Genomic DNA, 18,718 nt, shown 5'->3' on the forward strand with positions numbered 1-18,718 from the left:
TTGGCAAGGTGGTCGAGTTTTATCATAATGAGAACGCTTATCAATGGTGTGGGGCGTTCGATGTACGTATGCGTGTGCAATAGTGTTTCCGACAAGGCGGTGCGCAAGGCCGTTGCCAACGGTGCGCGCAACTTCATCGAATTGCAGCAGGCCACCGGCGTTGGCACCTGCTGCGGCAAATGCGTCGGCTGCGCGCGCGAAGTGATGCTCGATGCCATCGAAGCCGAGGCACGACGCGGCTGGGACGAGATGGACGCATTGGCCGCGGCCTGATCCGCGCAACGATCACGTAAAAAGGGGCGCTCAAGGCGCCCCTTTGCATTGAGGGTGGCGGGCAATCGCTTCGGCTGGTGCCGCGCCGCCCACCTGCGACGGAAAAATCCGGTTACCGCCTTTCAGGGCGCTTCGCACGCCTTGCCCTCAGCACTCGCGTTCACTCTGCTGCCCCGGTCTGCGATTGCAGGTAGTTTTCCAGCCCGACGGCATTCAGGATGCCAAGCTGCTGTTCCAGCCAGTGCGCGTGATCCTGCTCGGTATCGTCGAGCAGATCCAGCAGCATCTTGCGGGTGACGAAATCCTGCACGCTCTCTGCCAGTGCGATGGCCTGCTTCAGCGCGTTTGCCACCTCGTACTCGGTGATCAGATCGTTCTTCAGCATGGCGGGCACGTCGGCGCCGATGCGCAGGGCGGTGCGGGCCGCGACATTGGGAATGCCACCCAGGAAGAGAATGCGTGCGATCAGGCGGGTGGCGTGGCCGATTTCGTCGTCGCGTTCATGGTCGATCCGTTGGTACAGGCGCTGATAGCCCCAGTTGTGGTACATCTGGCTGTGCACGAAATACTGGTCGATCGAGGTGAGTTCCGCCGCCAGCAATTCGTTCAGCTTGGCGATGACCTGCGGGTTGCCTTGCATGACCTGCTCCTCAGTCTTCGATCTGCGATTGCAGATAATTGGCCAGGCCCAGCGCCACCAGTTGCTCGCGTTGGGTTTCCAGCCAGTCGATGTATTCCTCTTCGTCTTCCAGCAGATCCTCGAGCAGATCGCGGGTGACGAAGTCGTGCGCCTTCTCACAGGTGACGATGGCGGTGCGCAGCGTCTGCACATGGCCGTCGACCAGCTTGAGATCGCAATCGATCATTTCCGGGACATCTTCGCCGATCAGCAGCTTGCCCAGTTGTTGCAGGTTGGGAAGCCCTTCCAGGAACAGGATGCGGTTGATCAGCTTGTCCGCGCGTTTCATGGCGTCGATCGATTCGTGATAGACGCGCTCGTTGAGCCGCTTGTAGCCCCAGTTCTTGTTCATGCGCGCGTGCAGGAACAATTGGTTGATCGCGGTCAGTTCGTTGCCCAGGACGCTGTTGAGCGTCTGGAGCACATGCTTGTCGCCTTGCATCGCTTTCTCCTTATTTATCCCGCCACTTCGGGTGGCCGGCTTTTACTTGCGTACCCGATAGTTTATGCGCCCAATTGGCTAAAGACCATTCAATTCGATTCTTGGTAATTCTTATTAGTTTTAATTCTGATAATTATTTTCATTCATCAAGTGGTAGTTGGGGCCAGCCCGGGCCCATGCTACGCTCGCGCCCGGGAATCCCGCGCCGGCATTGTCCGCGCCCGGCCGGACAGCAATTCGAGCCCCCGGGTTTCCCTGCGTTCACCCACCCATCATGGATAAGCAAGATGTCGTCGCCATTTCCCGATCAGATCGAATTGATGCGCCGCCTGGCCCAGGCTAGCGGCGATGTGATCCGCCGCTATTACCGCAGCGAACTCGCCATCGACGACAAGGACGACGCCAGCCCGGTCACCCGCGCGGATCGCGAGGCGGAGCAGGCCATGCGCGCGTTGATCCAGGCTGCGCGTCCGCAGGATGGCATCATCGGCGAGGAATTCGGCAGCGAAAACGAGCAGGCGGAGTGGGTGTGGGTGCTCGATCCCGTCGATGGCACCAAGTCGTTCACCGTCGGCCGGCCGCTGTTCGTCACCCTGATCGGGCTGCTGCATCGCGGCGTGCCGGTGCTGGGCGCGGTTCATCAACCCATTACCGGTGATTTCTGGATCGGCGGCACGACCTTGCCCACTACGCTCAACGGTGCTCCGGTGCGTGGCAGTGCCATCGACGAGCTGGCGCGCGCGCGCATCGGCACCACCGGCCCCGAGTACCTGAGCGCCGGCCGCGCGGTGTTCGACGATCTGGCGGCGCGCTGTCGCTACCCCATCTATGGCGGCGATGGTTTCCTGTACGCGCAGGTGGCCAGCGGCTGGCTGGAGCTGGTGATCGAGGAAGGACTGAAGCTGCATGATTTCGCCGCGCTGGCCCCGCTGGTGAATGCCGCCGGGGGCCGGATGACCGACTGGCAAGGGGAGCCGTTGACCCAGACCAGCGCCGGCCGGGTGCTGGCGGCCGGCAATCCCGCACTTCACGCACTGGCGCTCCCCGCTTTGCGGGCGCTGCCGGTATAATCGCTGCTAATCACGCCAACAGATCGCCATCATGTTCAAGAACACTACCTACGTTTCCGAATTCACCCAGTTCATGCGCGGCTACCTCAACGAGCATCCCGATGTGGCACGTGGCCAGGTCGAAGGCCGGGCCCTGCTGTGGGACAAGTCGCCCATCAACCTGGAAGAGCGCGACCGCAATCTGCAATCGCGCATCGAGCAAAAGCCGTATCCCTACCAGCCCGAGTGAACAACGGGCCGCGCGGCCGATCGCCACAAAAAACCGGACCATGAGTCCGGTTTTTTGTTGGCTGCCGTGCGTAATCAGTGCCGATAGCGGCTGATGGTGCTGTCCAACTGGCTGGCCAGTTGCTTCAACTGGTTCGACAGATCCGCCGCGCTGGCGGCCGAGGCGTGGTTTTCCTCGCTGGCCTGGGCAATGCGCTCCACATTGCGCGCGATGTCCTGGCTTGCGACGCTCTGTTCGTTCACCGCTTGTGCCATGTGGTTGATCCGGGCCACGGTATCCCGCGCGCGCGTTTCGATTCCGGCCAGCGTTCCGGCCATTTCCTCCGCCTGGCGAACGCCTTCGTCCATCATCTGGCTGGCCTGATCCATGCCGCTGGCCGCGCTGGCGGTGTCCTGCTGCACGGCGACGATCTTGGCGGTGATCTCGACGGTGGCCTGGGTGGTGCGCTCGGCCAGCTTGCGGACCTCGTCGGCGACCACGGCGAAGCCACGGCCCAGCTCGCCAGCCCGCGCCGCCTCGATGGCTGCGTTCAGGGCCAGCAGGTTGGTCTGGTCGGCGATCTCCTTGATAACCATCGCGATGCTGCCGATTTCGTGGGAGCGCTGGTTGAGCTGGTCGATGACCTGGGCCGAGCCTGAAATGCCCCGGGCCACATCGTTGATCGATGCCGCCGTGCGATGGGCCATCTGCGCGCCCGCACTGGCCGTGCTGGCGGTCTGCTGGGCTTCCGCGGTCATGCTGCGGGCGTCGTCGGAGATCATGTTCACGCTGACGGTCAGTTGCTCGACCGCGGCGGCGGTGGCGCCCGAGGCCTCCGACTGTGCCTGCGAGGCGTCGGTGATCTGGGTCGAGGCCCGGGCGAGGGTATCCGCCGCGCCCAGCAGCGACTGCGAGTTGGTGTTGGCTTCGCCGATCACCCGGTTCATTTCCACCAGCAGGTGGTTCATCGTCTTGGAGGTCCGGCCGATCTCGTCGTCGGCATAGACGGGCAGGGTGAGGTGCAATCGCCCGGTGCGCTCGATTTCGCTGATCGTCTGTTGCAGTTCCGTCAGCGGGCGCCGGATGCTGCGCACGATGGCGTAGGCAAAGCCCGTGCCCAGGGCGATGGCGACGGCGATCAGGATGAGCGCCAGATAGGTCACCCAGCTCACGGTGCTGCTGACCGTACCCTCGATCGCATTCACCCGCTCCAGTGCCTTGGCCGACAGCGCTTCCAGCGCCTCGCTCATATTGCGGATCGGCTCCTTGGCTTTTTCGAACCCGGCGTTGATTTCGCCCGAGCTGGCATAGCGTTGCGCGGCGATTTCCTGTTGCAGCGCATGGAAGCTGGTGCCGTAGTCGCCCTGCGCCTTGCGCAGACGCTGGATATCGGCCAGATCCTCCGGTCGTGCCACGGTCTCGGCGGCGGTCAACGATTCGCTCGCGCTTGCGTAGGCTTTTTCCCATTTGGCCTGGTAGTCGGTCAGATGCTCGGGCGACTGGAAGTTGAGGATGGTGTCCTTTTCGAAACGCCGCAGGTCGCCCACCGCATTACGCGTCTGCACGATGTGCGTATTGAAGGCCAGGTCGCCCTTGAGCAGCCGATTGATTTCGCGATGCAGATGGGAGATGCCGAACAGTCCCTGCCCGCCGGTCGCGATCAGCAAAATCAGCAGCAGGGTGAAGCCAAGGGTGATCCGTGTTCCCACACTGAATCGCAATAGCATGCTTGTCACTCCTGTGATGATTGCTGGTTATCACTCAATCTAACCGATTTTCAGCAAAATCACGTGCTAGCATGCCGATTCCTGCTTTTGTCCACTGCCCGGTGTTGCGCCGCCGCCCTTCATGAACGATCTGCAAGAACAAACCCCTTACCAGATGCTGGGCGGTGAAGCCGTGGTCCGGCAACTGGTCGACCGCTTCTACGACCTCATGGCCACCGATCCGCGCGCGGCGGGCATCCATGCCATGCATGCGGCCGACAGTACGGCGATCCGGCAGAAATTCTTCGAGTTCCTTTCGGGCTGGCTGGGCGGACCGCAGCTTTTCATCCAGCGACACGGCCACCCGCGCCTGCGGGCACGCCACATGCCGTTCCCCATCGGCGAGTCGGAGCGCGACCAGTGGCTGTTGTGCATGTTCCAGGCTATGGCGGAGATCCCGATGGAAACGGCGCTGCGCGAACACCTGGAAGAAGCGTTCACCCGCACCGCCGATTTCATGCGCAACACGTGATGATCGACATGCCCGGATTGCGTGACTATTGAGCCTGTTGGAACAATCTATTTCCGGTTCGTCCTAAACTGGACCACCATTCAATTGGTTCCCACGTTCATGGAGGGTTTTTCGATGGAAATTCATACCGGCATTTCTGAAAGACAACGCGGCGACATCGCACAGGGCCTGTCCCGCCTGCTGGCGGACACCTATACGCTCTACCTCCAGACCCACAACTTCCACTGGAATGTTACCGGTCCGATGTTCAACACGCTGCACCTGATGTTCGAACAGCAGTACACCGAGCTGGCGCTGGCGGTCGATTCGATCGCGGAACGCATCCGCGCGCTGGGCTTCCCGGCGCCCGGCACCTACGGCCAGTTCGTCAAGCTGTCCAGCTTCAAGGAAACGGAAGGCGTGCCCGACGCACAGGAAATGATCAAGATCCTGGTGACCGGGCAGGAAACCGTGGTGCGCACCGCGCGCGGCCTGTTCCCCATTGCCGACGAGGTCAACGACGAAGCCACCGCCGACTTGCTGACCCAGCGCCTGCAAGTGCATGAAAAGACCGCGTGGATGTTGCGCAGCCTGCTGGAATAAGCAGCGCGTCGTTCCGCGTCAAAAAAGGCGGCCTGCACAGGCCGCCTTTTTTGGGGTGCCATCTGGCTAGGGCGTGTCATCCAATGTTTCGCGGCAGCGCTGGGCCGAAAAAGCGCCGGGCACCAGGCGCACGACGAAGGCAATAACCGGTTATTGGCAAGGAGTGCAACGCTTTGGATGGTGTTTTTTCGGCCCAGCCCTGCGGGTTCGGTGCATTTCGGGCGCCGCGCGGCGTCGCCGGCCGCTTGCGGTATCCATATCGCCGCGCGTCCAGCTCCTTGCACGGCATCCCGAACTGCACCGAACGCTGTCGTGAAACATTGGATGACACGCCCTAGACGCTGCCGGGATAGCCAAGCTGCCGCCAGGCCTCGAACACCGTCACTGCCACGGCATTGGAAAGATTGAGGCTGCGCTGGCCGGGCAGCATCGGCAGGCGGATGCGTGCCTCGGGCGGAAACCGATCTAGCATTTCCTGCGGAAGCCCACGGGTTTCCGGGCCGAACACGAACACATCCTCATCGGCGAAAGCCACCCCATCCACCTGCGCGCTGCTGCGCGTCGTCATGGCAAAGCAGCGTCGATCACCCAGCACCCGTTGCGCCGCGGCCCAATCCTCGTGCACCTGGAGCGTGGCGTATTCGTGGTAATCCAGTCCGGCGCGGCGCAGCCGGGCATCGTCCAGCTCGAACCCCAGCGGCTTGACCAGATGCAGCACGCAGCCGGTGTTGGCGACGAGGCGGATGACGTTGCCGGTATTGGGCGGGATTTCGGGCTGGAACAGAACGATATGGAACATGACGATGCGGCGCGGGTGAAAAGGGGTGCGCAATTGTACAGGCAAGGCGTGCCGTCGCAGCCCGTCGCGCTGCCCCGTGGGCGGGCTTGCTGATAGAATCCCGCACAGCAACGCTTACCGGATCATTGCATGAACACCGCCACGCTCCTGATCAGTTGCCCCGACCGCAAGGGGCTTTCTGCCGCCATCGCCAACTTCCTGTTCACCTATAACGCCAACATCGTCCATTCGGACCAGCACCAGGACATCAGCGAAAACCTGTTCCTGATGCGCGTTGAATGGGATCTCACCGATTTCACGCTCGACATGGCCGCGTTTTCGGCGGCGTTCCAGCCGATTGCCGATCGCTTCCAGATGCAATGGAAGGTGGCGTTGTCGGCGCGCCGGCCCAAGATGGCGATCCTCGTTTCCAGGTACGACCATTGCCTGGTCGATCTGCTGCATCGCCACCAGAGCGGCGAACTGCATTGCGATATTCCGCTGATCATCTCCAACCACGAGGACTGCCGCGCCCTGGCCGACTTCTACGGCATTCCGTATCACGTGATCGACGTGCCGCGCGACGGCAAGGCGCAGGCCGAAGCCGCGCAACGTCAGTTGCTGGAGGAGCACGGTGTCGATCTGATCGTGCTGGCGCGATACATGCAAGTGTTGTCGCACGATTTCACCGCGCGGTATCCGCAGCGCGTCATCAATATCCACCACAGCTTCCTGCCGGCCTTCGACGGAGCCAAGCCGTACCACCGCGCCTTTGCGCGCGGGGTCAAGCTGATCGGCGCCACCAGCCACTACGTGACCGAAGTGCTGGACGACGGGCCCATCATCGAGCAGGACGTGATCCGCATCTCGCATCGCGACGATGTCGAAGAACTGATCCGCAAGGGCCGCGACCTGGAAAAGATGGTGCTGGCGCGCGCCGTGAAGTGGCATCTGGAACATCGGGTGCTGGTGTATTCCAACAAGACCGTGATCTTCGCCTGATGCCGGTGCGCGCGTTCCGGCCCGCGTTCCGCGGAGTTCCCGCATGACGGCATTCCGCTACCGCGCGGTGCGGGCCGATGGCGCGAATGCCCAGGGCCTGATCGAGGCCGATACCGCGCGTGCCGCGCGCCAGCAACTGCGCGACCAGGGCTTGTGGGTCAGCGAAATCGATGCCGTGGGCACGGATGGCGCCGGTCAACGGCGCGGCGAGCGCCGGCTGGGAACGCAGCGCCTTTCGCTGATGACGCGTCAGCTTGCCACGCTGCTCGACGCCGGCCTGCCGCTGGAACAGGCCCTGGCGGTGCTGGTGGAGCAAAGCGACGGGGATCGCGAAAAGCGGCTGGCCGCCAGCCTGCGCAGCGAGATCCTCGGCGGCGCCTCGCTGTCGCAGGCGTTGACGCGCCATCAGCAGGCGTTTCCCGAGCTATACCGCACCATTGTCGCCGCTGGCGAGGAATCCGGCCGTGCCGCTGGCGTGATGCAGCGTCTTGCTGACTATCTGGAAGCCCGAGCCGCGCTGGCCGCCAAGGTGGGCCTGGCCTTCATCTATCCGATGGTGGTGATGGTGGTGTCGCTACTGGTGGTGATCGGCTTGCTCACCTGGGTGGTGCCGCAGATGGTCACCGTCTTCCAGAGTGCCAAGCAGGAACTACCATTCCTGACCAAAGCGCTGCTGTGGGCCAGCAACGTGGTTCGCGAATGGGGGCTGGCGCTGCTGGTGCTGGCCATTGCCGCGGGCTTTGGCGCCTGGCGCGCGTTGAAGGTGGAGTCGGTGAAGTGGGCCTTTCACGCCTGGCGCCTGCGCTTGCCCTTGTTCGGCCGTTTCGAGCGCGCCGGCAATACCGCGCGGCTGGCTTCGACGCTGGCCATCCTGGTCGGCAGCGGGGTGCCGCTGCTCAAGGCGCTGACGGCCGCCGGCGGCGTGATGGGCAGCCTGCCGCTGCGCGACGCCGTGAGTACCGCTGCGGCCCAGGTGCGTGAAGGGGTCACACTCTCGCGCGCGCTGGCGCAGAGTAAATTGTTTCCGCCGGTGTTGATCCATCTGATCGCCAGCGGCGAGGCGACGGGGCGGCTGGAGTACATGCTGGAAAAGGCCGCCGCGCAGCAGGCCCAGGAACTGGAAAACCGTGTCGCCACCTTCACCGGCCTGCTGGGCCCGTTCATGGTGCTGGCCATGGGCGTGGTGGTGCTGTTGATCGTGCTGGCCATCCTGCTACCCGTCTTCGAAATGAACCAACTGGTGAGATAACCCGAATGTCCTATGCATCCCGTCCCTCCGCCCGCCGCATGCTGGCACGCGGTTTCACGCTGATCGAAATCCTGGTGGTCATCACCATTCTTGCCATCCTCGGCGCGCTGGTGGTGCCCAAGATCATGGATCGCCCCAACGAGGCCCGCGTGGTCGCGGCGCAGCAGGACATCCGCACCATCATCCAGGGCCTGAAGCTGTACAAGCTGGACAACGGCCGCTATCCCAGCACCGAGCAGGGGCTGCGGGCATTGATCGAAAAGCCTTCCGCCGCGCCGGTCCCCAATAACTGGAAGCACGGTGGCTACCTGGAAAAGCTGCCCAAGGACCCGTGGGGTGGCGACTATCTCTATCTCAACCCCGGTCTCAAGGGCGAGATCGACGTCATGAGCTATGGCGCCGACGGCCAGCAGGGTGGCGAGGGCTTCGACGCCGATATCGGCTCGTGGCAGCTTTAAGCGCCTAGCCGCACTTGTTACACGCCGTGCGCCCATGCCGTATTCCCCGTGCGCAACCGCGTCGTGGCCTGGGCTTCACGCTGATCGAAATCCTGGTGGCGCTGGGGGTGGTCGGCATCATCCTCGGCATGGCCATGCTGCGCTTCGACCTCTCGGACGGGCAGACGCTGGAGCGCGAAGGACAGCGGATGGCGCTGTTGTTCGAAAGCGCGCGCGATGAAGCGATTGCCGGTGGCCGCGCCATCGCCTGGTCTTCCGATGGCGACGGCTATCAGTTCTGGACGCTCGACGACCGCAATGCCTGGCAGGCGCTGCCCAGCCATGAAGTGCTCAAACCCCGCGAACTGCCGGAAGGCCTGCGCGTGACGCGGATGAGCGTGAACCTCAAGGATCGCCGCGTCGGCGAGCGCATCGTGTTCGAGCCTTCCGGCGTGAACCAGCCCTTCACCGTCACCCTGACCAAGGGCCAGCAGCGCTGGCGACTGGAAGGCGACATCATGGGGCGCGTCACCGCGCAGCCCGAGGATGGCGCAGCGTGAGTCGGCGACGCGGTTTCACCCTGATCGAAGTACTGGTGGCGCTGGCGATCCTGGCCATCGCGCTTGCCGCGGCCTTGCGCGCCACCTCGGCCAGCACCGAAGCGGCCGTGACGCTGCGCACGAAGATGCTGGCTGGCTGGGTGGCGCAGAATCACCTGAACGAAATCCGCGCGCGGCAGATGTTTCCCGAAGTGGGTCAGAGCGAAGGCAAGGTGGAGCAGGGCGGGCAATCGTTCACCTGGCGCGCCGAGGTGGGCGCCTCGCCCAACCGCAGTTTCCGGCGCATCGAAATCAAGGTGTATCTCGACGGCCAGCAGGACTACGCGGCGGCCACGCTGGTGGGCTACCTCGCGCGGGTGAAATCATGATGCGGCGCCGGATGCATGGCTTTACGCTGCTGGAAATCCTGATCGCGCTGATGATCTTCGCGGTGGTGGCGCTGGTCGCCTATCGCGGGCTGGAGCAGGTGGCCAAGGTAAAGGTCAGGCTGGACCAGGAGGCCGCCTACTGGCGGGAAACCGCATTGGTCCTGGACCGGATCGAGGAGGACCTGATGCACCAGGTGGAACGCCCGTGGCGTGACCAGAGCGGCGTGGCACAGCCGTCGCTGCGCGGCTATCTCAAGCCGCCGCGCAAGGTGGACGCCGCGCTGGAATTGGTGCGGATGGATCGGGCACGCGAGGACTACCACGTGGCGTATCGCCTTTGGGACAACGAACTGCAACTGCTGATGTGGGATAGCCTGGACCTCGCGCCGCTGGCGGAGCCGGTGGTCCACCCCTTGTTGAGCGATGTGACGCGCTTCGAGGCGCGCTTTCTGGATGCGTCCGGCAAATGGTTGCCGCAATGGCCGGTCACTGGCAACAGTGCGGTGCGACCGAACGCGGTGGAAGTCACCCTGGAGCGCAGCGGCAAGTCTCCGGTGACCCGGGTCTACCTGCTGCCATGATGCGCTCACGCCACCGCCAGCACGGTATCGCCATCCTGACCGCCGTCGCCACGGCGGCGCTGGTGGCCGCATTGGCGGTATGGATCGCCTGGCGGCAACAGTTGTGGTTCCGCCAGGTGGAAAATCAGTATGACATGGCCGAATCGCGCGGGGTGGCGCTGGCGGCAATCGATCTGGCACGGCTGACGCTGCGCGATGACGCGCGGCGCAACCATGTCGATCATCTGCTGGAGCCCTGGAATGTGCCGATTCCCGCCATCCCGGTCGAGCGTGGCCAGGCTGGCGGGCGCTTGCTGGAACAGCAGGGGCGCTTCAACCTGAACAACCTGGTGCAAAACGGGCAGGCGCAGGACGACGAGGTAGCGGCTTGCGAGCGTCTGTTCGATTATCTGAATGTGCCCAAAGAGCTGGTCAACGCGCTGGTGGACTGGGAGGACAGCGATTCGCAGACGCGCTATCCCGGTGGCGCGGAGGATACCGACTACCTCAATCTGCGGCCGCCCTACCGTGCGGCGAACCGGCCGCTGACCGACCTGACCAGCCTGGGCGTGGTGCGTGGTTTTACGCCGGAAATCATCGCCAAGCTGGATGCCTACATCACGGTGTTGCCGCAAAAAACACAGGTGAACGTCAACTTCGCCGAGCCCGAAGTCCTGGCCGCCGTCCTGCCCAATCTGTCTTTGAGCGACGCGCGGGCCGTGGTGTCCGCGCGCGCGGGCAAGTACTACGAGACGCTGGACGAGTTCAAGGAAGCGCTGCCGGAGAACAAGCGCGGAGCGCTACGTGGCGGGGCGATCAGCGTGGAAAGCCGGTATTTCGTGAACGAGGTGGAGGTTCGCTTCGGGCGCGTGTCGTCCCGATTTGCCGCACTGCTCGAACGCAATGGCGTGGACATGCCCCGCCTGGTCTGGCTGCGCCGCAACTGAGCGTTGCCGCTCAGGCCTCCTCTCTGGCGTCTTCCTCGAGCACCGGCAGCGTAACCCGCACGATCAGGCCGTGCGGCACGGCATCGTTCAGCGAGACTGCACCATGGTGGCGTTCGGCGATTTCCTTGACGATCGCCATGCCCAGGCCGCAGCCGTTGCCGTCGTTCTGGTTGACGCGATAGAAACGCTCGAAGATGCGTGGCTTCTGTTCGTCGGGGATGCCGGGGCCATCATCCTCCACCTCCACGACGTAGAACGGCCCCTCCCGATTCAGACGCACAGTGACGTTGCCGCCACGCGGGATGTACTTGATGGCGTTTTCCACCAGGTTGACGAACAGCTCGCGCAGCAGCGCCGAGTTGCCGTGGATCGGGGCTTCCAGCAATGGGCTGTCGCAACCGAGATCCATGCCGGCCGCCAGTGCGCGCGGCACGGCTTCGGCGGTCAGTTCGCGGACCAGCTTGGCCAGATCGACGCGAACCTGGGGCATGCCCTGGTTGGCGGGCTCCGAACGCGCGAGCGTCAGCAACTGGTTGACCAGATGAATCGAACGGGTGGCGCTGGCGTGCACCATGTTCAGCCGGTCGCGCAGCCCTTCGGGCGTGGTTTCGCGCATTGCCAGCTCGGTTTGCGATTTCAGGCCGGCCAGCGGCGTACGCAACTGGTGTGCGGCATCGGCGATGAAGCGGCGCTGCCGGGCCACGTTTTCGTTGGTGGTGGACAGAAGGTGATTCAGCGCATGGCTCAGCGCGTGGACTTCCTCGGGTGCGTCGGCCAGCTCCAGCGGGGCCAGATCCTGCGGGTCGCGCCGCTCCATCAGGCTCTTCAGGCCAGTCAGCGGCTTCAGCCCGCGAACGATGCCCCAATGGACGCAAATGCTCATGACCAGGATCAGCAGGCCCAGCGGCAAGGCCGTGGCCACCAGGATTTCATGCGAGAGACGATTGTGGGCTTCCAGGCCCTTGGCGACCTGCACCAGCAGCCAGCGATTCGAGGCGCTGGGCGTGGCGGGCAAGGGAAAATACATCGAGGCAACCCGCAAGGCGCCATGCTGACCGGAGGCATCGGTAAAGAAGGTGCGGGTTTCGGATTGGGCAGGCGGAGGAGGCGGGGACGACAACTGATGGTTGCCGGCAATCAGCCCGCCGGGCAGGGCGGAAACGCTGTAGAACAGCTTCTGCTCGCCCCGGTCCAGCATCAGCGTGCTGGCATGGTGCGCGCCCAGTTGCAGCTTGCCGCCTTCCTCGCGCACCTGGCGGGCAAGCGCCCGCCCGGTTTCCTGAAGGCTGTCGTCCAGCACGCGGGTTGCATAGTGCGTGGCGACGTTGTAACAGAGGATGGCCCCGGTCACCCAGAGGATGACCTGGGGAATCAGCAACCAGACCAGCAGTTGCCGTCGAAGGGAGAATTTACCCCGCAACATCCTGGGCGCCGGGTTGCTGCTTCTCGAGGAGATAGCCCAAACCACGGATGGTACGGATGACGACGCCGCACGGCTCCAGCTTCTTGCGCAGACGGTGAACGTATACTTCGATCGCGTTCAGGCCCACTTCGGCGTTCTCGGAGCCCAGTTCGGAAACGATCTGCTCCTTGGTCACGACGCGGTCGATGTTGGACATGAGGATTTCCAGCACGGTCAGCTCGCGGGCGGACAGGTCGAGCGGGATATCGTTACACCAGGCGCGCTGGCCGGCGCGATCCAGGCGCAGGTTGCCCAGTTGCTGCACCGATTGCGGCAGGATCTGGCTGCGGCGCAGCAGCGCCCGCAGGCGGGCTTCCAGCTCGGCGAACTCAAAAGGCTTGGCCAGGTAGTCGTCGGCGCCGGCATCGAGGCCAGCCACGCGTTCTTCCAGGCCATCGAGCGCCGTGAGAATCAGAATGGGCATGGAAGGCTTGTGCTGACGCACGTGCTTGAGCACGGTCAGACCATCCATGTTGGGAAGCCCGATATCCAGCACCACGACGTCATAGTCGTTATGCAGCAGAATTTGCAGGGCGAGTGCGCCGTCGTTTACGCAGTCGACCTGGAAGTCGGCTTGCGACAGGCTGGTTTTCAGCGCGTCGGCAAGGATGAGATCGTCTTCGGCGAGGAAAAGCCGGGTGCTCATGGGATCAAACCTCCAGTTGTAAGTCTTAGCTTACCGCTGAGTTTAACTGCAATTTCGCTGATACCCAAGTATTTTCGCTTGCGATTTTTACCCCTGAAAGGAGGGGGCTAGGGTTGGGGGGGCACCACCCGCGTGTCTGGTGCTGCGGGACGTTCAGAAGGTGTCAGCCAGCCCTGCAATGCCTGCTCGACAATGCTCGTCAATGCATGGACCCAGCGGTTGTCATCATTAAGTGCCGGAATATAGCGCAGCGTGCCGCCACCGGCTTGCAGAAAGGTCTGTTTTCCTTCCAGGGCGATTTCCTCCAGGGTCTCCAGGCAGTCGGCGACGAACCCCGGGCAAACGACGTCCACCGCCTTGACGCCCTGTTTGCCCAGCTTGGCGAGTGTTTCGCTGGTATAGGGCTTCAGCCACTCGGTCCGCCCGAAGCGGGACTGGAACGCCAGGGTATAGCGATCTTCGGTCAGGCCGAGCGCGGCGGCGAGCAGGCGGGCGGTTTCCTGGCACTGGCGCTGGTAGGGATCGCCCTTGTCCACGGTGAAGCGTGGCACGCCGTGAAAGCTCATCACCAGATGCTCGCCCCGGCCTTCCACCATCCAGTGCTGGCGGATGCGGTTCGCCAGCGCATCGATATAGCCGGGATGGTCGTGGAAATCCCGGATGGTGCGCACCGCCGGCTGATCGCGGTAGCGAGACAGTTCCGCGAACACCGTGTCACAGGCGGTGGCGGTGCTGCTGGCGGAATACTGGGGATACAACGGCACCAGCAACAGGCGGTCGCACCCTTGTTCCCGCAGCCGCGCCATGGCGGCCGGGATCGATGGCTGCCCGTAGCGCATGGCGTAGGCGACGAGTACCTGGTTGCCGTGACGCTCGCCCAGGAAGCCCTTGACCAGCTTGGCCTGCTTTTCGGTCCAGACCCGCAGGGGCGAGCCTTCCTTGCCCCAGATCGCCGCGTATTTCCGCGCGGATTTCGCCGGGCGCACCATCAGGACGATGCCGCGCAGGATCGGTTGCCAGAGCAGCGCGGGGATTTCCACCACCCGCCGATCCGACAGGAACTGGCGCAGATAAGGCTTGACGGCCGCGGCGGTGGGCGCGTCCGGGGTGCCGAGATTGACCAGCAGCACGCCGATGCGCGAGGAAGCAGCAGCGGCTGCGGGGGGGGCGTCGATGAAGCGGGCCATGTCGTTGTCCGTGTGGTCGGCTCAAAGGCGGAGGGTCTTGAGGGCTTTGGCCAGTTGTTGCGCGGCATCCGGGGCATCGCCGTAGCGCGCGGCCAGATAATGGTTGGCAATCTGCCGGATGGCGTCGGCGTGGCCCGGCAAAAGGGCGGCTGCCCGTGCGGCAAAGTCGCGCGGGCCTTCGCCCAGGCGCGGCATCACGCCACGTTGCGCCAGCCGGCGCATGAAGGCCCGCCACAGGCGTGCGGCGGGATCGCGCGGCCGTTCGCTGCGCGGCATCCAGCGCGAGGCGAGTGTATAGGCCGCGAGAATCAGTGCAAAGCCACCGACCAGCCATGCCACGTAGAGGGCCGAATCCAGGCCGTCCACGCCCAGTTTTTTCAGCAGTTGCAGTTGTCGCTGGGTGTCGTAGCCGATCACCCATCGATCCCAGACATAGATCACGTTGTCCCACTTCAACCGCAGGTTGGCCAGCCAGGCCGCGTTTTCCCGCAGCAGCATCGGCAGCCGGTCGCTGTCGCGTACGCTGCGTGCCAGGCCGCCCGAAACCCGCATGGGGGCAACCACCGCCGTGGGGTCCACCCGCTGCCAGCCACGCCCTTCGAGCCAGACTTCGACCCAGGCGTGCGCGTCGGCCTGGCGCACGATCCAGTAGTCGCCGGCGGCGTTGTACTCGCCACCCAGGTAGCCGCCGACCACCCGGGCCGGCACGCCGGCGACGCGCATCAGGAAGGTGAACGAGCCGGCGTAGTGTTCGCAGAATCCTTCACGGGTGCGGAACAGCAACTGGTCGACCTCGTCCGGCCCCTCCAGCAGCGGCGGGGCCAGCGTGTAGGCGAAACCGTTCGATTGCAACCAGACCAGCGCCCGGGCCACGCGGACCTGGGGAGGCAGGTCGCGCCAGCCCTGCGCCAGCGCGCGGGCGCGCGGGTTGCCGCCCTGCGGCAGGGCCAGCGCCTGGCTCAGGCTGGTGTCGTCCTGATTGTCGATGCGCCAGTCGGTCGCGCTCTGGAAGTCGAAACGGGCACGGTTGACGAGTGGCTGGCGATAGACCGCCTGGAGCCGGCTGGTCAGGCGCGCGCCCTGCGGCAGTTGGGTGGGTAGATCCAGCGCGAACAGCCAGGCCCGCTGCTGCGGTTCCAGGGTGATGGTGTAATCCAGCGTGCGCCCGCGCGGGACGATCGTGGGGGTCGAGGCCGGGGCGAACTCGCGTTGCAGCCAGGTGTGCCCGTCGAAACGTTCGAACACCGGCCCGCGCCAGTACAACTGGTCCCGTTGTGGCGCCAGCCCGCGAAAGTCCACGCGGAAGGCCACGCTGTCATCCAGCGTGAGGTCGCTGAAGCTCCCGGGCGACATGGTGTCCGAAATGCCGGTGCTGGCCTGTGCGCGGTCCGCCGGCATGCTCCACAGCGGGGCGGCAAGGCGGGGGTAAAGCACGAACAGCAGCAGGGCGACCGGCAATCCTTCCAGCAACAGGCGCAGCGCGCGGCGGTATTCCTCGGGCTCGAACCGGGTGTCTTCGCGCTGCCAGGCGAACAACTGCCCGGTGAGCAGCACGCAGGCCATCAATACATAGGCCAGCATCCAGAACGATTGGGAGACCAGGAACAGGGTGCCGGCGACGAAGTAGCCGAGCAGCGTCAGGATGCGTACGTCGCGGCGGGTCGTCGTTTCCAGCAGTTTCAGCGCCACCAGGCAGGCCAGCAGCATCACGCCGCCATCGCGTCCGATCAAGGTGCGAAATTGCAGGAACACCATCGCGACCATGGCGCAGGCCAGTACCAGGCGGATCGCTCGCCCAGGCAGGCGCTGGCCGGACCAGGCGATATGCGCGCGCCACCCCAGCGGCAGCAGGGTGACCAGGATCAGCCACACCGGCATCTGCGCCAGATGGGGCGCCAGCACCAGGGCCAGCGTGCCCAGCAGCGCCAGCATCTTGTTGCGCGGCAACGAACGGTGGTCAGCCATGGCGTGCCGCCGTATCGAAGGTGGCCAGGGCTTCGAGACAATGCGCCAGGTGCTGCGGGCCGTGGCCGATGTCGATATGCTGCCCCGGCAATATCAGGCCGTAGCGCTCGCCCGAGCCTTCCGCCCGCAGCAGCCAGGCTGTCAGGCGGGACAGGCGCGCTTCCGCATCGAGCGGCGCGGCGGCGTCCCAGTGCAGGATCGATTGCGCACCCTCGGCGCTGTCGAACGATTTGACCGACAACGTATCGCTTCGGGCCGCCTGCTTCCAGGCGATGCGACGGGGCGAATCCCCGGGGCGGTATTCTCGCAGGCCGGCGAATTCGTCTTCGCCGATGCGGCGCGCCATGCCCGCGCCTTCTTCGTGTGCGCCGGGATAAGGAGGGGGGTCATGCTCGGGGCGTGGATAGACCAGCACGCGCGCGGTCAGCGAGGCGTGGCTCCACGCGCGGCAAAAGCCGGTGGGGTACCGGGTTTCGATATTGACGCGCGGCAGGGCGAGCCAGCCGCGCAGCGTCGTGGGCACCGGTAGCGGAAGGACGCGTTCCTGCCGGGCATCCAGGCGGTCGAGCGTTACCCAGGCGTTTTCCCCGGCGCGAACCAGGATCGCCCGGCGAATCCGCTTTTTTTCGTTGGCGATCGCCACGGGGAAAAAGGCCATTTCGCCCTGGAACACCGGCTCGGGTTGACGCACGCTGAAACGCAGGCCGAGCAGGTTGCGAAACGCCTCGGTCAGCGCCGCATGCCCCAGGCCGATCAGGCCAAAGGTGAACAGATAACCCAGGCTGAGCTGGTAATTGATGGCGCCGATCAGCAACAGCACGGCGCAGAAGGCGAAGGCGAAGCCAAAGCCGCTCGGCAGGACGTAGATCCGGTTATGGCGCAGCCGGATTTCGGTGCCGGCGGGGTGTCGGCGCGCCAGCCAGCGTTGCCAGCGTCGTTGCAGGAACTTCATCAGGGAATGGCAACGGTACGCAGCAGCTCCAGCGCCGCATCCGGCGCGACGCGCCCGCTGGCGCGTTGCACCAGCCGATGACCGGCCACCCCGGGGAACACCGCCTGGACATCCTCGGGAATGACATGATCGCGCCCGTCCAGCCAGGCCCAGGCGCGCGCGGCGGCGATCAGGCCGAGCAGGGCGCGCGGCGACAGGCCGTAGCTGAGCGCGTCATGGCTGCGCGTGGCACGCGCCAGCGCCTGTACGTAGTCGAGCAGCGGCCCGGACACGTGGATTTTGTCCACCTGCTGCTGCGCGGCGGTCAGTTCCGTCGGCCCCACCGTGGGCTGGAGCTGCGCCACCAGTTCGCGGCGGCTTTCGCCGGCCAGCATGGCGCGCTCCGCTGCGCCGTCCGGATAACCCAGCTCCAGTCGCATCAGGAAGCGATCCAGTTGCGATTCGGGCAGTGGGAAGGTGCCGATCTGGTGTTGCGGGTTCTGCGTGGCGATCACGAAGAACGGTTCGGGCAGCGGGTAGCTGGTGCCGTCCACCGTGACCTGTTGTTCTTCCATGGCTTCCAGCAGCGCCGATTGGGTTTTGGGCGGCGCGCGGTTGATTTCGTCGGCCAGCAACACCTGGGCGAACACGGGGCCATGATGAAAACGGAAGCGCCCGGTATCGCGCTCGTAGATCGAGACGCCGATCAGGTCGGCGGGCAACAGGTCGCTGGTGAACTGCACGCGCTGGAAGCGCAGCCCCACGGTGGCGGCCAGCGCGTGGGCCAGGGTGGTCTTGCCGACTCCCGGCAGGTCTTCCAGCAACAGATGCCCACGGGCCAGCAGACAGCACAAGGCCATCCGCACCTGGTCCTCCTTGCCGAGGATGACGCGGTTCAGTTGGGCGAGCGTGGGGGAAAACGAATGGGCCATTGCCACTCCCGGGCGAATGAGCGTGCTGACGGATCGATCGGATTCTAACGTTGTTTGATCCGGCGCGCGGCGTTAGGGCGAATCAACCTTCAAACGTGGGAAGCGTTGGTCCGTGGGCCGGATGGCTGCGCGAAGCGCGGTGCAGCAGATAGCCCTCCTATCTGCAAGCCGTGCGACAAAGCAGACGCCGGCCCACGGACCA

General features: G+C 64.6%; 22 protein-coding genes. 12 read left to right on the forward strand and 10 right to left on the reverse strand.

The window, feature by feature from the left end; all coding sequences use genetic code 11:
- The first annotated feature begins 27 nt into the window (after nucleotides 1–27).
- Entirely contained in the window at nucleotides 28–273 is a 246-nt protein-coding gene (locus FAZ21_RS09890; RefSeq protein WP_246038582.1) for a (2Fe-2S)-binding protein, read from the forward strand.
- A gap of 160 nt (nucleotides 274–433) precedes the next feature.
- Here the strand turns inward: FAZ21_RS09890 and bfr (FAZ21_RS09895) are convergent, their stop codons facing one another.
- Both bfr (FAZ21_RS09895) and bfr (FAZ21_RS09900) read right to left on the reverse strand, forming a co-directional pair.
- Complete coding sequence (gene bfr, locus FAZ21_RS09895; RefSeq protein ID WP_136773286.1) at nucleotides 434–913, reverse strand: bacterioferritin; 480 nt, start codon at nucleotides 911–913, stop codon at nucleotides 434–436.
- 10 nt (nucleotides 914–923) lie between these two features.
- Nucleotides 924–1,394, reverse strand: coding sequence for a bacterioferritin (gene bfr, locus FAZ21_RS09900; RefSeq protein WP_136773287.1), 471 nt, complete (start codon nucleotides 1,392–1,394; stop codon nucleotides 924–926).
- 287 nt (nucleotides 1,395–1,681) lie between these two features.
- On the opposite strand from bfr (FAZ21_RS09900), the gene FAZ21_RS09905 reads away from it, so the two are divergent.
- Together FAZ21_RS09905 and FAZ21_RS09910 are read left to right on the forward strand one after the other, a co-directional pair.
- Nucleotides 1,682–2,464 carry an inositol monophosphatase family protein gene (locus tag FAZ21_RS09905; protein WP_136773288.1) on the forward strand — a complete coding sequence of 261 codons (783 nt, stop codon included), beginning with the start codon at nucleotides 1,682–1,684 and terminating at the stop codon, nucleotides 2,462–2,464.
- A gap of 31 nt (nucleotides 2,465–2,495) precedes the next feature.
- Entirely contained in the window at nucleotides 2,496–2,693 is a 198-nt protein-coding gene (locus tag FAZ21_RS09910) for a DUF3460 family protein (protein ID WP_136773289.1), read from the forward strand.
- Nucleotides 2,694–2,767: 74 nt separating this feature from the next.
- Here the strand turns inward: FAZ21_RS09910 and FAZ21_RS09915 are convergent, their stop codons facing one another.
- Nucleotides 2,768–4,399 (reverse strand): methyl-accepting chemotaxis protein, encoded by a 1,632-nt coding sequence (locus tag FAZ21_RS09915; protein WP_136773290.1) that lies wholly within the window; start codon nucleotides 4,397–4,399, stop codon nucleotides 2,768–2,770.
- Nucleotides 4,400–4,520: 121 nt separating this feature from the next.
- Here FAZ21_RS09915 and FAZ21_RS09920 point away from each other — a divergent pair, with 121 nt between their 5' ends.
- Nucleotides 4,521–4,910 carry a group II truncated hemoglobin gene (locus FAZ21_RS09920; protein WP_136773291.1) on the forward strand — a complete coding sequence of 130 codons (390 nt, stop codon included), beginning with the start codon at nucleotides 4,521–4,523 and terminating at the stop codon, nucleotides 4,908–4,910.
- A gap of 114 nt (nucleotides 4,911–5,024) precedes the next feature.
- Nucleotides 5,025–5,492, forward strand: coding sequence for a Dps family protein (locus FAZ21_RS09925; RefSeq protein ID WP_136773292.1), 468 nt, complete (start codon nucleotides 5,025–5,027; stop codon nucleotides 5,490–5,492).
- A gap of 334 nt (nucleotides 5,493–5,826) precedes the next feature.
- Here the strand turns inward: FAZ21_RS09925 and FAZ21_RS09930 are convergent, their stop codons facing one another.
- Complete coding sequence (locus tag FAZ21_RS09930) at nucleotides 5,827–6,291, reverse strand: tRNA (cytidine(34)-2'-O)-methyltransferase (RefSeq protein ID WP_136773293.1); 465 nt, start codon at nucleotides 6,289–6,291, stop codon at nucleotides 5,827–5,829.
- 129 nt (nucleotides 6,292–6,420) lie between these two features.
- On the opposite strand from FAZ21_RS09930, the gene purU reads away from it, so the two are divergent.
- The 7 genes from purU to gspK are packed head-to-tail and all read left to right on the forward strand — an operon-like array spanning nucleotide 6,421 to nucleotide 11,393.
- Nucleotides 6,421–7,272, forward strand: coding sequence for a formyltetrahydrofolate deformylase (gene purU / locus FAZ21_RS09935; RefSeq protein WP_136773294.1), 852 nt, complete (start codon nucleotides 6,421–6,423; stop codon nucleotides 7,270–7,272).
- Nucleotides 7,273–7,315: 43 nt separating this feature from the next.
- Entirely contained in the window at nucleotides 7,316–8,521 is a 1,206-nt protein-coding gene (gspF, locus tag FAZ21_RS09940; RefSeq protein WP_136773295.1) for a type II secretion system inner membrane protein GspF, read from the forward strand.
- Between the two features lie 5 nt (nucleotides 8,522–8,526).
- Nucleotides 8,527–8,979: a type II secretion system major pseudopilin GspG gene (gene gspG, locus FAZ21_RS09945; RefSeq protein WP_136773296.1), complete on the forward strand. Its 453-nt coding sequence runs from the start codon at nucleotides 8,527–8,529 to the stop codon at nucleotides 8,977–8,979.
- Nucleotides 8,980–9,005: 26 nt separating this feature from the next.
- Nucleotides 9,006–9,518, forward strand: coding sequence for a GspH/FimT family pseudopilin (locus FAZ21_RS09950; RefSeq protein WP_169307335.1), 513 nt, complete (start codon nucleotides 9,006–9,008; stop codon nucleotides 9,516–9,518).
- On the forward strand, nucleotides 9,515–9,886 hold the full coding sequence (gspI, locus tag FAZ21_RS09955; protein WP_169307336.1) for a type II secretion system minor pseudopilin GspI: 372 nt from the start codon (nucleotides 9,515–9,517) through the stop codon (nucleotides 9,884–9,886). Before FAZ21_RS09950 ends, gspI begins: the two co-directional genes overlap by 4 nt.
- A complete protein-coding gene (gene gspJ, locus FAZ21_RS09960) occupies nucleotides 9,883–10,467 on the forward strand; it encodes a type II secretion system minor pseudopilin GspJ (protein WP_136773299.1) in 585 nt (194 codons plus the stop codon). Before gspI ends, gspJ begins: the two co-directional genes overlap by 4 nt.
- Nucleotides 10,464–11,393, forward strand: a complete 930-nt coding sequence (gene gspK, locus FAZ21_RS09965) for a type II secretion system minor pseudopilin GspK (protein WP_169307337.1) — start codon at nucleotides 10,464–10,466, stop codon at nucleotides 11,391–11,393. Before gspJ ends, gspK begins: the two co-directional genes overlap by 4 nt.
- A 10-nt stretch (nucleotides 11,394–11,403) precedes the next feature.
- Here the strand turns inward: gspK and FAZ21_RS09970 are convergent, their stop codons facing one another.
- The 6 genes from FAZ21_RS09970 to FAZ21_RS09995 all read right to left on the reverse strand — a co-directional run bounded on the left by FAZ21_RS09970 (nucleotide 11,404) and on the right by FAZ21_RS09995 (nucleotide 18,516).
- The gene (locus FAZ21_RS09970) at nucleotides 11,404–12,816 is read right to left on the reverse strand and encodes a sensor histidine kinase (RefSeq protein ID WP_136773301.1); all 1,413 of its coding nucleotides are present in this window, start codon (nucleotides 12,814–12,816) and stop codon (nucleotides 11,404–11,406) included.
- Nucleotides 12,803–13,501, reverse strand: coding sequence for a response regulator transcription factor (locus FAZ21_RS09975; protein WP_018748230.1), 699 nt, complete (start codon nucleotides 13,499–13,501; stop codon nucleotides 12,803–12,805). The genes FAZ21_RS09970 and FAZ21_RS09975 overlap by 14 nt, the downstream gene beginning before the upstream one ends.
- 107 nt (nucleotides 13,502–13,608) lie before the next feature.
- The gene (gene hemH, locus FAZ21_RS09980) at nucleotides 13,609–14,688 is read right to left on the reverse strand and encodes a ferrochelatase (RefSeq protein WP_136773302.1); all 1,080 of its coding nucleotides are present in this window, start codon (nucleotides 14,686–14,688) and stop codon (nucleotides 13,609–13,611) included.
- A 21-nt stretch (nucleotides 14,689–14,709) separates the two neighbouring features.
- The gene (locus FAZ21_RS09985; protein WP_136773303.1) at nucleotides 14,710–16,653 is read right to left on the reverse strand and encodes a transglutaminase TgpA family protein; all 1,944 of its coding nucleotides are present in this window, start codon (nucleotides 16,651–16,653) and stop codon (nucleotides 14,710–14,712) included.
- Entirely contained in the window at nucleotides 16,646–17,605 is a 960-nt protein-coding gene (locus tag FAZ21_RS09990) for a DUF58 domain-containing protein (protein WP_136773304.1), read from the reverse strand. Before FAZ21_RS09990 ends, FAZ21_RS09985 begins: the two co-directional genes overlap by 8 nt.
- Nucleotides 17,605–18,516: an AAA family ATPase gene (locus FAZ21_RS09995; RefSeq protein ID WP_136773305.1), complete on the reverse strand. Its 912-nt coding sequence runs from the start codon at nucleotides 18,514–18,516 to the stop codon at nucleotides 17,605–17,607. Before FAZ21_RS09995 ends, FAZ21_RS09990 begins: the two co-directional genes overlap by 1 nt.
- Between the last annotated feature and the right edge of the window lie 202 nt (nucleotides 18,517–18,718).

Origin of the sequence: Chitiniphilus eburneus (assembly GCF_005048205.1) — a bacterium.
In the GTDB taxonomy this organism is placed as follows: domain Bacteria; phylum Pseudomonadota; class Gammaproteobacteria; order Burkholderiales; family Chitinibacteraceae; genus Chitiniphilus; species Chitiniphilus eburneus.